Genomic DNA, 15,008 nt, shown 5'->3' on the forward strand with positions numbered 1-15,008 from the left:
GCCGGGGTCAGACCACAGGCGCAGTGACGGCGGCCAGTGCCTCCTCGATGACGGACACGACCGCGGCCGGCTCGGCAATCATGACCAGGTGAGGTGCATCGATTTCGACGACCGAGCGCAACCCCGCACGTTCGTACCCGAAACGCTCCACATCGGGGTTGATGGTGCGGTCGTTGCTACTCACGATTCCCCAGCCCGGCTTGGTCTTCCACGCTGCGACGGGCGCCGCTTCCCCGAACGCCGCTGCTGCCAAAGGCCGTTGGGACACTGCGAGTACCTCGGCAGCCTCCGGCGGAACACCGGCGGCGAAGACCGCGTGGAACGAGTCGATCTTCACCGAGACGTCGGTACCGTCTTCGGAGCCCGCGACGGGGAAGGGCGTGTAGACGAGATTGGCTGCGAGATCTGAGTCGGGGAACCTTCCCTGCAGCTCACCGAGAGATTCACCCTCTTCGAGGGCGTAACCCGACACGTAGACCAGGCCGACGACGTTGTCTGCGGCGCCCGCCACCGTGATGACCGCACCGCCGTACGAGTGCCCGGCCAGGAGGACAGGTCCCTCGATCGACTCGACGATGGATCGGATGTACGCGGAGTCGCCGAGGAGGCTGCGATTCGGGACCGCGGGCACGAGAACGCGGTGGCCCTTGTCGATCAACCGTCGTGTGACCGGTGCCCAGCTTGCCGCATCTGCGAAAGCGCCGTGAATCAGTACGACCGTGGGAGTGGGAGTGCTAGCCATGATGGTGCCTTCCGGAAGACGAGAGAACGGTGTGTTCTCCACGGAACTCTCGTCTTCCGGGCCGACGATGTCGTCGCGGCTGGCAGCCAGATACCCTGCGCGCTGGTGGGGGTTCGCCCTACCTGCCAGCAGGGGTGGCGTCCGTCGTCATCGGTCCGATTCGACAATATTGTTCAATGCCTCCGGTGCCATTCCGAATCCGACGAGTCGGTTCAACGGGATCGAGGCCATCATGCGCACCATGTCGACGCCCAGTGCGTCGTCGGAACCCGATGGTGAGGACGGGAACATGTCGGCCAGAGCGGGACCGGTCCGCGGGTCGGCGAGCGCCTCACCGAGAGTCGAGTTCATGGTCAGCGGGATCTCGACGGAATCGCCGGAAATTGCCACCGTTGCCGACGCGCGGATATCGCGACTCGACGCGCCGACGTCGACGGTGTAGTCACCGTCCTCGACGGCCCATCGGTCCGTTCGAGTTTCCCAGTAGGCGAGCGCGGATCTGTCGAGGTGAACCTCGACGCGCTCGTCGGCACCTGCATCCAGCTCGGAGGTGACGGCGAACCCTTTCAGCTCGCGGGGCGCTCGAACGAGCGTCGAATCGGGCTTGCCCACGTAGACCTGAACGACGTCGCGGCCGGACCGGGAACCGGAGTTCGTGACGGTGACCGACACGGCAACGCCGGAGTCGGTCGCGGACACGTCGAGATCGGAATATCGAAACTCGGTGTAGGACAATCCGTGTCCGAACGGATAGGTCACCTCGATCTCGCGGGCGTCGTACCAGCGATACCCGACGAAGATGCCTTCCCCGTAGCGGACGTGTGAATTCTCGCCCGGGAAGTTCAGATAGGCCGGCACGTCCTGGATTCTCTCCGGGACCGTCTCGGTCAACCGGCCCGACGGATTGACGACGCCGAACAGAACATCCGCGAGAGCGCCGCCTGCTGCCTGGCCGAGTAGGGCGCCGTCGAGGATCGCAGGGATGATCGCCGAAATCGGCTGCAGACGAAGAACACCGCCGTGGGACAGTACGACGACGGTTCTCGGCTGCGTCTGCGCGATGGCTGTGATCAGGTCCAGCTGATCCTCGGGAATGTCGATGTCTTCGCGGTCGAATCCCTCGGACTCCTGACGTGCGCCGAGTCCGACGAACACCACGGCCACGTCCGCCTCGGCGGCAGCAGCGACTGCGTCGGCATGCAGTGAAGCGCCGGCATGCGGTGAAGCGCCGGCATGCGGTGAAGCGCCGGCATGCGGTGGGTTGTCGGTCGTCGTGAAGCCCTGGTGGTACGTGACGGACGAAGCGTGCCGACGGATTTCGTCGAGCGGCACGTCGAGCCGGGTGGGATTGACGTGCGAACTGCCACCACCTTGGTAACGCGGCTCCTGTGCGAACTCGCCGATCACGGCTATCCGCTGATCGGTTCGCAGAGGGAGAACATCGTCGTCGTTCTTCAGCAGAACGACGCTCCGAGCAGCTACTTCGCGTGCCAGGGCATGATGAGCATCGAGGTCGGGCGCGGTGGCTCCGTCATTGCGGCGCACGCGTTTTGCGAGTCGGGCGACCGCCTCGGCTGCGCGGTCCACCGCAGCCATCGGAACCGCGCCGGACTTCACGGCCGACTCGACCTGTGCATCGGTTGCGCCGCCGCGGCCGGGCATTTCGAGGTCCAGACCGGCCGCAACCGATGTCGGACGGTCGGCGACGGCACCCCAGTCGCTGACGACGACGCCGTCGAAACCCCACTCACCGCGCAGCACGTCCGTCAGCAGCCACGTGTTCTCGGAGGCGTAGACGCCGTTGATCTTGTTGTACGAGCACATCACCGTCCACGGGTTCGCGGTGCGCACGATGTGGGAGAAAGCGTTCAGGTAGATCTCGCGGAGCGGCCGCGCATCGACGTCCGAGCTCGACCGCATTCGATCGTGCTCGGTGTTGTTCAGCGCGAAGTGCTTCAGCGACGCCCCGACGCCGGTTCTCTGCAGACCGCTCACCCACGCCGCACCCAGGACACCTGCCACGACGGGATCCTCGGAGAGGTACTCGAAGTTTCTGCCGCAGCGTGGGTCTCGCTTGATGTTCACACCGGGGCCGAGAAGCACGTCGACATCGAGGGCGCGGGCTTCGACGCCGAGCGCCTCACCGACGCGACCGACCAGGTCGGGGTCCCAGGACTGGCCCAGTCCCACAGCGGGCGGAAAACATGTCGCAGGGGCGCTGCCGGCAAGTCCGAGGTGATCCGTCGCCCCGGTCTGCTTTCGGACGCCGTGTGGGCCGTCGGTCAGCATCAGCGACGGCACGGATCCGGCAGCGCGGGTGGTCCAGAAGTCCGCTCCGCTTCCCAGCGCAATCTTGTCGGCAAGCGACATGTCGGTGATCTCGGTGTTCTGGTCCATGGCTCGCCCTCGTCGTCGAAAGGAAGTGATGCCAAAACAGTACGTCGCTCGGTTTTGGTGTGCAACGGACCCGCCGTACAGTTCTCCTCGTGGCTCGACGAGGTGCGTACTCGAAAGGGGTGGCCAAGCGGGAGGAAATCCTGACGACGGCCCTCGAGATCGTCGCGCGCGATGGTTACAGCAAGGCCACCGTGCGTGAACTTGCGGACGCCGTCGGACTGAGTCAGGCCGGATTGCTTCACTACTTCGGTACCAAGGAAGTGCTGTTCACCGCGATTCTGCAACGACGCGACGAAGTGGACGTCGACCGTGCACTCGGTGAACCCGGCGAGGATCCGTTGGTCGACTTGGTCGAGCACAATGCAGAGGTGCCAGGCCTGGTGCAGCTGTACTCGCGATTCGCCTCCGAGGCGGCCGAGAAGGATCACCCGTCGCACGAGTTCTTCCGTGAGCGCTACCGGTCGTCTCGCGCCGGGCTTGCTGCCGAGGTCGAGCGCATGCAAGCGTCCGGTGAACTACCGTCGGATCTCGATGCCGAGCGCATCGCGATCATGATGTTCGCGATGATCGACGGACTGCAGACGCACTGGATGTTCGACCCGGAACTCGACATGGCACGGCACGTGTCCTACTTTTGGGAAATCCTGCGACGCACCGGTAAGTAGTTTCCAAATCAATCAAATAGGTAAGCTCACCGCATGACGTCGACACGGTGGCTCGATAATTCCGAGCAGCACACATGGCGTGCCTATCTCGACGCGACCCGTCTGCTGGTGCGCGCGCTCGACGGGCAATTGACTCGTGACTCGGGCATCTCGTTCGCCGACTACGAACTACTGGTCGTGCTGTCCGAGGCGCCTGATGGCAGGCTGCGCATGAGCGAACTCGCCGACGCCGTGACCACCACCCGCAGCGGCGTCACGCGCGCAACCACCAGGCTCGTCGACGCCGGTTGGGTGAAGCGAGTCAAATGCGACGACGACAAGCGTGGGATGTCGGCCGAACTCACCGACGCGGGATTGGCAAAGCTCGCCGACGCCAGCCCGGGACACGTCGCTGCCGTGCGAGAGTTGATGTTCGATCGCCTGACAATCGAAGACGTCGCGTCACTGGGGCGGGCATTCGATCGCATGAGGTCGCACATCAGCGATTGACGGAGACGATCGCGAGCGAGGCTTGCCTGTCGACCACAACACCCTGGAGACGCAAGTGATGCAGTGGCGGGACGCGGTACAACTGGCCTTGATCGTCGTGCTGGCAGGCGTGGGCACCTGTCTGCTCGTAGTGGGTGCCTATGGCTCCGGCGGAGTGATGCTCGCGCTGGCGGCGCTGTGGTTCTGGCGTGTCTATCGCACGACGGAGTGAGTGATCATTCGTCGTCGCCGGGGCGGGGGACTGGGGTCTCCCAGCGTCGGCGACGCTCGTCGTCGGTTTGGTCCCACCAGGGTGCGCCGCGTTCGCCGAGCGCAACCTTGGAGGCCTGAACTCCTGCCCGTGACTCCGGGGCGCCGCCCGTTGCCTTCACGTCGCGGCGCCATGCCATGAGTATCGACCGTAGCTCCGCAGCTCGATCCTCCGGAATTGCCGGGTCGGTCGCCCTCCATCGGCGACCGTTGATCACCACATATCGACCGTCTTCGGTGCGCTCGGGGCCATCGGGCATGAGGTCGACGGTACGCATTGACATGCAAGCGCGTACTTGCCTATTGTTTTCTCATGCCCGACGACTCGGGGACTCCCGAACTGTTCAAGGCGTTGTCGGATGCCACCCGTCGAGTGATTCTGGACGAATTGGTGCTCCGCGACGAGCAGACGCTGTTCGAGTTGTGCACCCGACTCATCTCGATCCACGGGTTTTCGTTGTCCAGGCAGGCGGTGTCCCAGCATCTGGACGTGTTGGAGGCCGCCGGACTGATTCGCTCGGAACGCAAAGGCCGCTACAAATTTCACTATCTCGACACGTCACCACTTCGCTCGATAGTCGACCGATGGCCGGTCGCCGGAGAACAGGAGAAATCATGAAGATCTACATCACCAGCCTCATGGTGTCCGACCAGGACAAAGCGCTTGCGTTCTACACCGACATATTGGGATTCGTCGTCAAGCACGCCATTCCGCTGGGCGAACACAAGTGGCTGACTTTGGTCGGTCCCGGCAACGAAGACGGGCCCGAACTCGGCCTCGAACCAGCGGAACACCCCGCGGTGAAGCCATTCCGCGACGCCCTGATGGCCGACGGCATTCCTGCCACGTCTTTCGCTGTCGACGACGTCCGCGCCGAATACGAGCGTCTGATCGGCCTCGGCGTCGTGTTCACGCAGAAGCCCACCGACATGGGCCCGGTCACCGTCGCGACGTTCGACGACACCTGCGGCAACCTGATTCAGATCTCCAACTACGCAGGCTGAGATGGCGCGCCGGCGTGGCTCGGGCGACTAGAACGCATCCCCGGTGCGCCACGCCATCTCCTGCAGCGTCCATGTGTTGTCGTCGGGATCGGCGAATGCCGCGTACTTCACCCCGCCTCCCACATCCTGGACGTCGTCGACCCGAACGCCGCGGTGTTCCAACTCGGCCCGCGATGCCTCGATGTCCGCGACGACCAGATGCAGCCCTTTCGTCGAACCGGGAGGCATTGCATACGCACCGAGCCCGGTTCCCATGCTGATCGAACATGCCGACCCGGGAGGGGTCAGCTGAACCACGCGAACACCCTCTGCGGGAGTCACATCCACGTCGGCTACGAACCCGAGCTTGTCCACGTAGAACGATTTGGCTCGATCGACATCGCTCACCGCGATAGGGATCAGTTCCAACTTCATGTCCATGTATCCTCCTCGAGCCCGGTACCTCGGCAGAGCCTAGCGCTGCTCTACCGGCCGAAGTCGACCTTGTCGGTCGGAACCGTTCCGGCTTTCCTTCCCGGGGCGCGCTGGTTGTCCCAGTACAGATTGGTGTGTGCAATCACCTGTTCCGGGCTCGGCGCACCCCACTCGGTCAAATCCTCCGTGGTGTGCGCGTCACCGACCAGAACGGTGTCGTAACCGCGGGTGAGCGCGCCGTGCAGTGTGCTTCTGATGCAGAAGTCCGTCTGGGCGCCCGCGACGACGATCCTGCCGACGGCCGACGTCGCGAGGACGGCGTCGAGATCGGTGTCCTCGAACGAGTCGCCGTACGTTTTGTGAATCACGGGTTCGGACTCGTTTCGTCTCAGCTGTGGCACGTACTCCCAGCCCGGAGATCCCGCGACGAGGTCGTCGGCCGAGTGCTGAACCCACACCACCGGCGCACCAGCGGAGCGTGCCTTCTCCACCAAGTCGACGATGCGACCCACCACGGTGTCGGAATCGATCGACGCCGCCATCACGTCGACCTGAACGTCGACGACGAGCAGCGCGGTACGCGGACGGTCCTTCCACATCGTCATGCGACGACGATACTCAGTACACGTCGCGGACGTACCTCTTCTCGGCCGACAACGACTTCACGTAGGCGTCGGCGCTGGCTGGAGCGAGCCGACCATGCTGAGCGACAATGCCTTTGAGTGCATTGTCGACGTCCTTCGCCATTCGTGACGCGTCGCCGCAGACGTAGAAGTGTGCGCCCTCCTGGAGCCACTTCCACAGCGTCGGACCGTGCTCGACCATCCGATCCTGCACGTACACCTTGGACGCTTGATCCCGAGAGAACGCGACGTCGAGGCGCGTGAGGGAACCGTCGTCGAGCATCGTCGTCAGCTCGTCGCGGTAGTAGAAGTCCGTTGCGGCATGTTGCTCACCGAAGAACAGCCAGTTCGGGCCGGTGTGGCCGAGAGCGCGCCTTTCGTGGAGGAAGGCGCGGAAGGGGGCGATGCCCGTTCCAGGTCCGACCATGATCATCGGTACGGTCGGGTCCTCCGGTGGTTTGAAATGCGCCGACTTCTGAACGAAGATTCCCACGTCCTCACCCTCGGCGTGGTCGGCGAGATACGTCGAACACACACCACGACGCGGTATGCCGTGCACGTTGAACCGTACCGTGGACACGGTCAGTTGCACTTCGCTCGGGCTTTCCTTCGGACTCGACGAAATGGAGTAGAGCCGCGGCTGCAGCGGCTTCAGTACCGTCAGCCACTGATCCACGTCCGCTGTCACCGGAGCGTGGGCCAGTACGTCGATGGACTGCCGACCCCACATCCAGTCCGCGAGCGCACTCTTGTTCTCCGGCATCAGCATTCGTTCGAGATCGGCGTCGTTGGTGCGGGAGTGCACGAACTTCAGCAAATCCGGTGTGGCCTTAGCGATCTCGAGCCGGTCGCGGAGAGCGATGCGAAGCGGCATCGACTCGTGCCCGGCGAGGTCGACGACGGTGTCTCCGTCCAGACCCGTTGCGCCCAGCCACTCGTCGACCAGTACGTCACTGTTGCGCGGCCAGACGCCGAGCGCGTCACCCGCCGAGTAGGTGAGCGTGCCTTCCGGCAAGTGGAATCCGAACTGCCTGACGTCCTTGCTCGACCCGGCCGCACTCAGTGGGGTGTTACGCACCAGTGCGGTGGGCAGCGGCGCCTTCTTGCCGTACGACGGCGCCCCGTCGGCCGATGCTGACGTCGGAGCGATCACGGCCTGTGCGACGGGCTGCGATGCCGTGTTCAGCTTGGCCAGCACCCGTTCGAGCCACATCGCCGACGCTTCCTCGTGGTCGGGTTCGCAGTCGACTCGGCCCACGAGGCGTTCACCGCCGAGATCGGCCAATCTGCTGTCGAGTCGACGCCCGTTGCCGCAGAAGTCGTCGTAGTTGGAGTCTCCGAATGCAAGCACCGAGTAGCGGTGTCCGGTCAGGTCCGGGGCGTCGTCTCCGCTGAGTCCGTCGAGGAACGTCGCACCGTTGTCGGGTGCGTCACCGTCACCGGTCGTGCTGCTGATCAGCAGCACGACTGTGTACTGCGACAGACGAGCGGCCGGAAAATCGTCCATGACGTGCTCCGTCACCGCGATACCGGCGTTCCTCAACGCATCCACGCTGGAGTAGGCGAACTCCTCGGCTGTGCCGGTCTGCGACGCCCACAGGACGAGCACCGCTGACTTGTCCGATGCATCCTGCCCGAGCGGGTCGTTTCCCGCCTGTGTATCCAGTGCGGCCACGTCCTGGCGCGAGAACAGGCCTGCGAGCAGACCTTCCACCCACGCTCGGGTCTCGGGGGAGAGGGGAGTAGTGGCGGGCAACATAGGAGTGCCGGCCAACGAACCGTCCGCGCGGAGACCGGCGAGAAGGCCTGCGATGTAACGCTGTTCGTGCACGGGGAGTGGTAGCGCCGGTCCGGCGTGATCGCCGACCAGACCGGCCAGCGCGTCGACTGCCGAAGGCGAAGCCGAAGCGGGTACGGGGTCGCTTTTCTCGACGGCCCCGGCAACCTTGGTCAACGTCACGGCGCACACCTTGAACTCAGGCTGTTGGGACAACGGATCGATCGCGTCGTTGGTCACGGCGTTGATGGACAGGTATTCACCGAAGGAGTCGTTCCAGTGGAACGGCGCGAAACAGTCTCCCGGTCGAACGCGATCGCTGATCACGGCAGGCAGCACTGCTCGGCCACGCCGGGACGCTACTTCGATCCGGTCGCCGTTCGCAGCGCCGAGCCGTTCGGCATCGAGGGGATGAAGTTCGACGAAGGGACCAGGGTTCAGCTTGTTCAGTTTGGCCACCTTTCCGGTCTTCGTCATGGTGTGCCACTGGTGCTGAAGTCGGCCGGTGTTGAGCAGGAACGGGTAGTCGTCGTCGGGCATCTCCGCCGGTGCCATGGACGGTCGAGCGAAGAACTGCGCTCGGCCGGTCGGCGTCGGAAAAGACAGGCGCGGAACCGATCCGTCGCTCAGCACGCGCCGGGTCTGGCTGATTCCGTCGTTGACATAGCGAATGGGATGCCGGTCGGCGTCGTCGTCCGGCGGGCACGGCCACTGCAACGAGGTGGCGCGCAGACGGTCGTACGTCGCTCCGCGCAGGTCGTACCCGGTCCGCGGATTGGAGAATTGTTTGATCTCCTCGAAGATCTCCTCGGCGCTCGAATAGGTGAAAGCGTCGGCGAATCCGAGCTCGCAGGCCATTGCTGCGATGATCTGCCAATCCGGCAACGCCTGCCCCGGAGCGTCGACGGCCTTCTGGAACAGTGTGAGGTTGCGTTCGGAGTTGATCATGACACCCTCCGATTCCGTCCACAGTGCGGCGGGAAGGACGACGTCGGCGTATCCGTTGGTCTCGTTGTCCGCGAACACATCCTGAGTGATCACCAACTCGGCACGTTCGAGTCCGGCAATGACTGTCTTCCTGTTTGCCACCGAGGCAACAGGATTGGTGCAGATGATCCAGCATGCCTTGATGTCGCCGTCGGCCATGCGTGAGAACATGTCGATGGTGCCGCCGCCGACCTCGGTGCGGAGTGTTCCGGGAGGAAGATCCCACCGGTTCTCCACGAACGTCCGATCCTCCTCCGACAACACGGACCGCTGACCCGGTAGACCGGGGCCCATGTACCCCATCTCGCGGCCGCCCATGGCGTTCGGCTGACCGGTCAGAGAGAACGGACCACTGCCGGTACGGCAGATCGCCCCGGTCGCCAGATGTAGATTGATCACGGCGTTGGTGTTCCAAGTTCCATGCGTCGACTGGTTCAAACCCATTGTCCAGCAGCTCATCCAGTTACCGGCCTCGCCGATCCACGTCGCGGCCGTCCGCAGTGCCTGCTCGTCGATGCCGGTTCTCCTGCTCACCTCGGCCGGCGTGTACTCGGCGAGGAAGCCCTCCATGGCTTCCCAGCCGTCGGTGAACTCGTCGACGAACTCGCGATCCACGTGACCGTCGGCGACCAGAAGGTGCAGGAGACCGTTCAACAGGTCCAGGTCGGTTCCGGGGGTGATCTGCAGATGCAGGTGAGCTTTGTCCGCGGTGGCGTTGCGCCGAGGATCGACCACGATCAACTTGGCGCCCTGCTTGACCCGATCCATCATGCGTAGGAACAAGATGGGGTGACAGTCGGCCATGTTCGCCCCGGTGACGAAGAATACGTCCGCGTGATCGAAATCCTCGTACGAGCCGGGAGGGCCGTCCGCTCCCAACGATTGCTTGTAGCCGGTACCTGCACTGGCCATGCAGAGCCTCGAGTTGGACTCGATCTGGTTGGTTCCGATGAAACCCTTGGCCAACTTGTTCGACAGATACTGCGCCTCGAAGGACATCTGCCCGGACACGTAGATTGCAACGGATTCGGGTCCGTGTTCGTCGAGGATCGCCCGTAGCCTGCGCGCCGTCTCCACGATCGTCCGAGGTGTGTCCGCAGGCATCGGATCGTCCCCACGCCTGGCTCTGGTCAGCGCAGTGGTGAGGCGCCCGGGAGCCAGCAGCATGTCCGACGTCGTCGAACCCTTCGTGCAGAGTCGGCCGAAGTTCGACGGATGAGACTTGTCTCCGACGGACTTCTCGACCGTCGCCGGGCCGTCGGGTCCCCGGGTGATCTGCAACGTCATTCCGCATCCGACGCCGCAGTACGCGCACACCGTCTTGACGGTGTCCACACTGACGTCGACTGTTTCTGTTGCCACGAACCCACGATCATCGTTCGAGGATTCCCATCGATGACCTGACGGTTAGGCCGATGTGACGATGTCCTCACGGCTTCCCGGTGCGCGACGTGAAGTCGGCTGGATTGGATCCGAACGAATCCGACGAATGGGATATTTCCGCTGGTAGCGGCTTTGACACGCGCGAGTACTCCTGCGAGAGTAGTCCTGTGTCGTCCATCCGCCTGTTCATTCTGGGGTCCCTTGCCCAACGAGGTGAGATGCACGGCCACCACCTCAAGTTGCTCGCCGAAGAAGAACACGTCCACATGTGGACCGACATCTCCGTCGGCGGGCTGTACGGCGCGCTGAAGCGGTTGCATGCCGAGGGGTTGATTTCCGATGTGCGCACCGAGCAGGAAGGCAACTTTCCGGCCCGCCAGGTGTACGGCATCACCGAGGCCGGCCGCGTCGCACTGAGCGAACTCAGACGCGACGGACTGACCGAGTACGTGCTGCGACCCGATCCGTTCGACCTGGCCCTCAGCAGGCTCGACCCCGATCGTCTCGACGAGCTTCCCCGCATCGTCACAAGCCGCATCGCGATGCTGAAAGAACTGCTGCGCACCGCCCGAGAAGCAAATGCACGGGCGCGGCCGTACTTGTCGCGGGCCGAGACGTTCGCTCTGGAACATCGCGAGAAGCGCCTGCACGCCGAAATCGACTGGCACGAAAGCCTCGTCGACGCCTTGCCCGACGTCGTCGCCGAGGAACGTGCACGAACACACTTTCCGCCCCCACACCAACCACCGCCATCACACCGATCGAAGGGCTCTTCCACATCATGACCGAAATCAACTCACGAGCCTCGGCACCGGCCGCGGTGGTGCCACGCCGCTCATGGCAGGCGCTGGTGGTGCTGCTGCTCGGAATGTTCATGGCGCTGCTCGACACCACCATCGTCAACGTCGCACTGCCGACCATCGAAACCAGCCTCGACGCGTCCGAAGCAACGCTGTCCTGGATCATCTCCGGGTACGCCTTGGCGTTCGGGCTTGCGCTCATCCCAGCCGGAAAAGTAGGCGACCGAATCGGTCACAAATGGGTGTTCTTCGCCGGGTTGGCACTGTTCACCGTGGCCAGCTTCGCATGTGGGTTGGCTCAGAACGACATTCAACTCGTCGTTGCTCGTATCGTCCAGGGACTGGCGGGTGGCATCTTCGTCCCCGCCGTGACCGCGTTCATCCAGCTGCTGTTCCCAGGGCAGGTGCGGGGCAAGGCATTTGCGATCATGGGCGCAGTCATCGGCGTCTCCACCGCGCTCGGTCCCATAGCGGGCGGTCTCATCATCGAGGCGTTCGGAAACGAGAACGGTTGGCGCGGAGTGTTCTGGGTCAACCTGCCCATCGGCATCGTCGGACTGATCGCCGCCGCGGTTCTGCTGCCGAAGCGATCCGATACGGAGACCACGCCGCAATCCGGAATCGACTGGGTCGGCCTCGTTCTCGTCACCGCTGGTCTCGTCGCGCTGCTCGTACCGCTGATCGAAGGCCAGGACCAGGGCTGGCCACTGTGGACGTATCTGACGCTCGTCGCAGGCGCGCTGTTGATCGCTGCGTTCGCCGTATGGGAAGTCCGATACACACGGCGCGGACGCAACCCGCTGGTGCCGCCCAAACTCTTCACCCACCCCGCTTTCACCGGTGGCACCATCCTGGCACTTGTGTACTTCGCGTCGTTCACCAGCATCTTCTTCACACTGTCACTGCTGTGGCAAACAGGTCTGGGCAACTCCGCGCTGTCGTCGGGAGCAGTCATGCTTCCGTTCGCGATCGGAAGCATCATCGCGTCGTCGCAGAGCAACAGGCTCACACAACGCCTCGGGCGCACGGTGCTGCTGCTCGGGACGTCGTTCGTCGCCATCGGTCTGATCTGGATCTGGATCGTTCTCGCCACAACCGATGGGGCGGACCTCACCAACTGGAAGCTGCTGCTTCCATTGCTCATCGCCGGACTCGGCAACGGCGCCTTCATCGCACCGAACGCGCAGTTCATCGTCGCGACGGTCGACCGTCAAGATGCGGGAGCGGCCAGCGGCGTGATCTCGACGATGCAGCGCATCGGCAGCGCCGTCGGCATCGCGGTGATCGGCAGTGTGCTCTTCGGATCGCTGACGATCACCGGCCCCGACACTGTGGCCAGCGGATTCATGCACGCAGCGTCCGTCGCGATGGCCGTCAGTGCAGCGTTCGGTGTCGCGGCACTGCTGCTCGTCTTCGCTCTACCCAAGCGCGTCGATGCGCCAGGGCCACCCGTCCGGAGTGAGTAACCGCTATTAGGGGAGGCTGCGTTTGTGCGATTCGATCACCGATCGCGCAAGCGCAGCAATCTTGACGTTCATGTCCTGCGACGTCTTGCGCAGCATCTCGAACGCCTGATCGTCGCTGACGTCGTGCGTCGCCATCAGAAGACCGATCGCCTTGCCGATCTCACGGTTGCTCTCCAACCCGGCACGGAGTGTGCTTGCTTCCTCGCCGCTCGCGATCGCCGACACCGTCACCGCGGCGAACGCCGAGATCACGATGGCGCGATCCGCGACCGCACCGTCGAATGCGCCGGGGGTGTCACTGAACAGATTGAGCGCGCCCACCTTCTTGGTGCCGAGCAGCAATCGAAAACCCATTGCTCCGCGGACCGGAGTGCGCGTCACCACGCCTCGCGCGAGCGCGGGCCACTGCGTCGGCGACAGGAAATCGGGTTCGATCTGAGCGGACTCCTGCTCGATCGCGTCCAAGCACGGACCCTCGCCGGTGGCGCGCTCGATGTCGTCCACAGTCCGCGCCACCTGATCGGAGGCGCCCACCGTGATCGGCTGACCCCGCTGAACGACCATCAAACTCGCGTGGTCGCACCCGTCCACCAACAGCGTCGCAGCAACACAGATGGCCGAATACACCTCGTCGGCGCTGGTACCGCGATACACGATGTCCGCGAGAGCCGCGAACACGGTCGCCGGATCGGTGGACGCGATTCCGTTGGCGTGTAAATCACCGGTCATGAACACTCCGATCGGGGTGTGCGGATATCGCACAGGGTCTGGTGTCGCTGCCCTGGACTCGAGAAGCTGCATTCGACCGTCAAGGATACCGAGTGGTCAGAGTCGATCGATCACCCGGCGCACAGGGGCGCCGGCGCATCCTCGGCAAACGGTTTGCCCGGAGGCTCGATGTAGGCAGCGTACAGAACCACCGGGACGGCGCCAAGGTTGGCGCCCTGGTGGACATGGCTTGCGTCGACCTCTTCGGCAACAACTTGCCCCGCTGGCGTCGACACCCTCGTGCAGTCGTGCAAAGTCCTTGTCAGAACGCCGGATTCGACGTACGCATACACCGGACCGTCGTGATAATGCCATCCGGTCGTTCCGCCCGGTGCGATGATTATTCTGCGTGCCGTGAAGTCCGTGCCTGCGAGCTCTGCGCTGCCGGCTATCAGCGGGAACGAGACATGAGCCAAAGTTTCCGCCGTGACCCCTGAGGGAGGTGTCGCACCGGCCAGAGCAGGGGAGAGGCCGGCGAACGCGACACAGGACACGCCTACCGCGGCACAGCGAGAAAGCACGGACATGTGGTTCACCTCTCGTGGAAGGACCGACCCGCACCCAGCGTAGATACGCAGGTCGATCGCGGAGTCGGTATCAAAATTTCCGCGGCCGGTAGCGGAGCCGGCAGGAGCGTCCGAACAAATCGTGAGGCTGAGTAATCTGCAGTAGTGGACGACTCAGCACATACCCCCGATTCCTCTGTCTTCGAGTACGGAGTGGACGGACCCAAGGTCATCCTCGCCGGGATCGACGGCTCCGATTCAGCCTGGCGCGCCGCGGCCTACGCCGCCGGACTTTCGCGCAGGCAAGGCTCGCTGCTCGTTCTGGTCTACGTCCAACCCCTCGCAACCGCCGCATGGGGTCAAGCGGGAATCTCCCTTGTCGAAACCGGGAAGGAGATCGCCGACGAACTTCTCGCCTACATACAGAAATCGAGCCGCGACTCCGATTCGATCCGGTGGGAGTTCCGCACCGCGACCGGTGACCCCTTCAACGGCCTCGTCTCCGTCGCCGACGAATTACGCGCCGACGCCATCGTCGTCGGCGCCTCCGAGCACGCAGGCCATCGAATGTTCGGATCCGTCGCCGTGCGATTGGTCAAAGCCGGGCGATGGCCGGTGACCGTGGTGCCGTGAAGTGATTGTGTGGGGCGGGCGGGGCTCGAACCCGCGACCAATGGATTATGAGATCGAACCGGGGTGCAGGTCAGAGACCGAAACCCGTTGCGAGCAGGCACTTT

The 15,008-nt window shown here is 64.0% G+C and carries 16 protein-coding genes; 8 read left to right on the forward strand and 8 right to left on the reverse strand.

The window, feature by feature from the left end; translation table 11 throughout:
• Positions 1–7 precede the first annotated feature (7 nt).
• Together ACFULT_RS17860 and ACFULT_RS17865 are read right to left on the reverse strand one after the other, a co-directional pair.
• Entirely contained in the window at positions 8–742 is a 735-nt protein-coding gene (locus ACFULT_RS17860; RefSeq protein WP_378482046.1) for an alpha/beta fold hydrolase, read from the reverse strand.
• A 147-nt stretch (positions 743–889) separates the two neighbouring features.
• Positions 890–3,139: a glycoside hydrolase family 3 C-terminal domain-containing protein gene (locus tag ACFULT_RS17865; protein ID WP_378482047.1), complete on the reverse strand. Its 2,250-nt coding sequence runs from the start codon at positions 3,137–3,139 to the stop codon at positions 890–892.
• 89 nt (positions 3,140–3,228) lie between these two features.
• On the opposite strand from ACFULT_RS17865, the gene ACFULT_RS17870 reads away from it, so the two are divergent.
• The 3 genes from ACFULT_RS17870 to ACFULT_RS17880 are packed head-to-tail and all read left to right on the forward strand — an operon-like array spanning position 3,229 to position 4,504.
• A complete protein-coding gene (locus ACFULT_RS17870) occupies positions 3,229–3,804 on the forward strand; it encodes a TetR/AcrR family transcriptional regulator (protein WP_241483783.1) in 576 nt (191 codons plus the stop codon).
• Positions 3,805–3,837: 33 nt separating this feature from the next.
• Entirely contained in the window at positions 3,838–4,293 is a 456-nt protein-coding gene (locus ACFULT_RS17875) for a MarR family winged helix-turn-helix transcriptional regulator (protein ID WP_378482048.1), read from the forward strand.
• A gap of 55 nt (positions 4,294–4,348) precedes the next feature.
• The gene (locus tag ACFULT_RS17880; RefSeq protein WP_170945310.1) at positions 4,349–4,504 is read left to right on the forward strand and encodes a hypothetical protein; all 156 of its coding nucleotides are present in this window, start codon (positions 4,349–4,351) and stop codon (positions 4,502–4,504) included.
• 4 nt (positions 4,505–4,508) lie between these two features.
• Here ACFULT_RS17880 and ACFULT_RS17885 read toward each other — a convergent pair whose 3' ends face one another.
• Positions 4,509–4,802: a hypothetical protein gene (locus ACFULT_RS17885; RefSeq protein WP_378482049.1), complete on the reverse strand. Its 294-nt coding sequence runs from the start codon at positions 4,800–4,802 to the stop codon at positions 4,509–4,511.
• A 53-nt stretch (positions 4,803–4,855) separates the two neighbouring features.
• On the opposite strand from ACFULT_RS17885, the gene ACFULT_RS17890 reads away from it, so the two are divergent.
• Both ACFULT_RS17890 and ACFULT_RS17895 read left to right on the forward strand, forming a co-directional pair.
• A complete protein-coding gene (locus ACFULT_RS17890; RefSeq protein ID WP_037110523.1) occupies positions 4,856–5,161 on the forward strand; it encodes a helix-turn-helix transcriptional regulator in 306 nt (101 codons plus the stop codon).
• Positions 5,158–5,547: a VOC family protein gene (locus ACFULT_RS17895; RefSeq protein ID WP_037110524.1), complete on the forward strand. Its 390-nt coding sequence runs from the start codon at positions 5,158–5,160 to the stop codon at positions 5,545–5,547. The genes ACFULT_RS17890 and ACFULT_RS17895 overlap by 4 nt, the downstream gene beginning before the upstream one ends.
• Before the next feature lie 27 nt (positions 5,548–5,574).
• Here ACFULT_RS17895 and ACFULT_RS17900 read toward each other — a convergent pair whose 3' ends face one another.
• The 3 genes from ACFULT_RS17900 to ACFULT_RS17910 are packed head-to-tail and all read right to left on the reverse strand — an operon-like array spanning position 5,575 to position 10,710.
• Positions 5,575–5,967: a VOC family protein gene (locus ACFULT_RS17900; protein WP_378482050.1), complete on the reverse strand. Its 393-nt coding sequence runs from the start codon at positions 5,965–5,967 to the stop codon at positions 5,575–5,577.
• 44 nt (positions 5,968–6,011) lie between these two features.
• A complete protein-coding gene (locus ACFULT_RS17905; RefSeq protein WP_378482051.1) occupies positions 6,012–6,566 on the reverse strand; it encodes an isochorismatase family protein in 555 nt (184 codons plus the stop codon).
• Between the two features lie 13 nt (positions 6,567–6,579).
• The gene (locus tag ACFULT_RS17910; protein ID WP_378482052.1) at positions 6,580–10,710 is read right to left on the reverse strand and encodes a molybdopterin-dependent oxidoreductase; all 4,131 of its coding nucleotides are present in this window, start codon (positions 10,708–10,710) and stop codon (positions 6,580–6,582) included.
• Between the two features lie 188 nt (positions 10,711–10,898).
• Here ACFULT_RS17910 and ACFULT_RS17915 point away from each other — a divergent pair, with 188 nt between their 5' ends.
• Together ACFULT_RS17915 and ACFULT_RS17920 are read left to right on the forward strand one after the other, a co-directional pair.
• Entirely contained in the window at positions 10,899–11,516 is a 618-nt protein-coding gene (locus ACFULT_RS17915; protein WP_378482053.1) for a PadR family transcriptional regulator, read from the forward strand.
• Positions 11,513–12,997 carry a DHA2 family efflux MFS transporter permease subunit gene (locus tag ACFULT_RS17920; protein ID WP_378482054.1) on the forward strand — a complete coding sequence of 495 codons (1,485 nt, stop codon included), beginning with the start codon at positions 11,513–11,515 and terminating at the stop codon, positions 12,995–12,997. Before ACFULT_RS17915 ends, ACFULT_RS17920 begins: the two co-directional genes overlap by 4 nt.
• A 6-nt stretch (positions 12,998–13,003) precedes the next feature.
• Here the strand turns inward: ACFULT_RS17920 and ACFULT_RS17925 are convergent, their stop codons facing one another.
• Both ACFULT_RS17925 and ACFULT_RS17930 read right to left on the reverse strand, forming a co-directional pair.
• Entirely contained in the window at positions 13,004–13,726 is a 723-nt protein-coding gene (locus tag ACFULT_RS17925; protein WP_378482055.1) for a GAF and ANTAR domain-containing protein, read from the reverse strand.
• Positions 13,727–13,836: 110 nt separating this feature from the next.
• The gene (locus ACFULT_RS17930; protein WP_037110908.1) at positions 13,837–14,292 is read right to left on the reverse strand and encodes a cupin domain-containing protein; all 456 of its coding nucleotides are present in this window, start codon (positions 14,290–14,292) and stop codon (positions 13,837–13,839) included.
• Between the two features lie 144 nt (positions 14,293–14,436).
• Here ACFULT_RS17930 and ACFULT_RS17935 point away from each other — a divergent pair, with 144 nt between their 5' ends.
• Entirely contained in the window at positions 14,437–14,904 is a 468-nt protein-coding gene (locus ACFULT_RS17935; protein WP_037110910.1) for a universal stress protein, read from the forward strand.
• The last annotated feature ends 104 nt before the right edge of the window (positions 14,905–15,008 follow it).

Origin of the sequence: Rhodococcus sp. NPDC057297, from assembly GCF_042667435.1 — a bacterium.
In the GTDB taxonomy this organism is placed as follows: domain Bacteria; phylum Actinomycetota; class Actinomycetes; order Mycobacteriales; family Mycobacteriaceae; genus Rhodococcoides.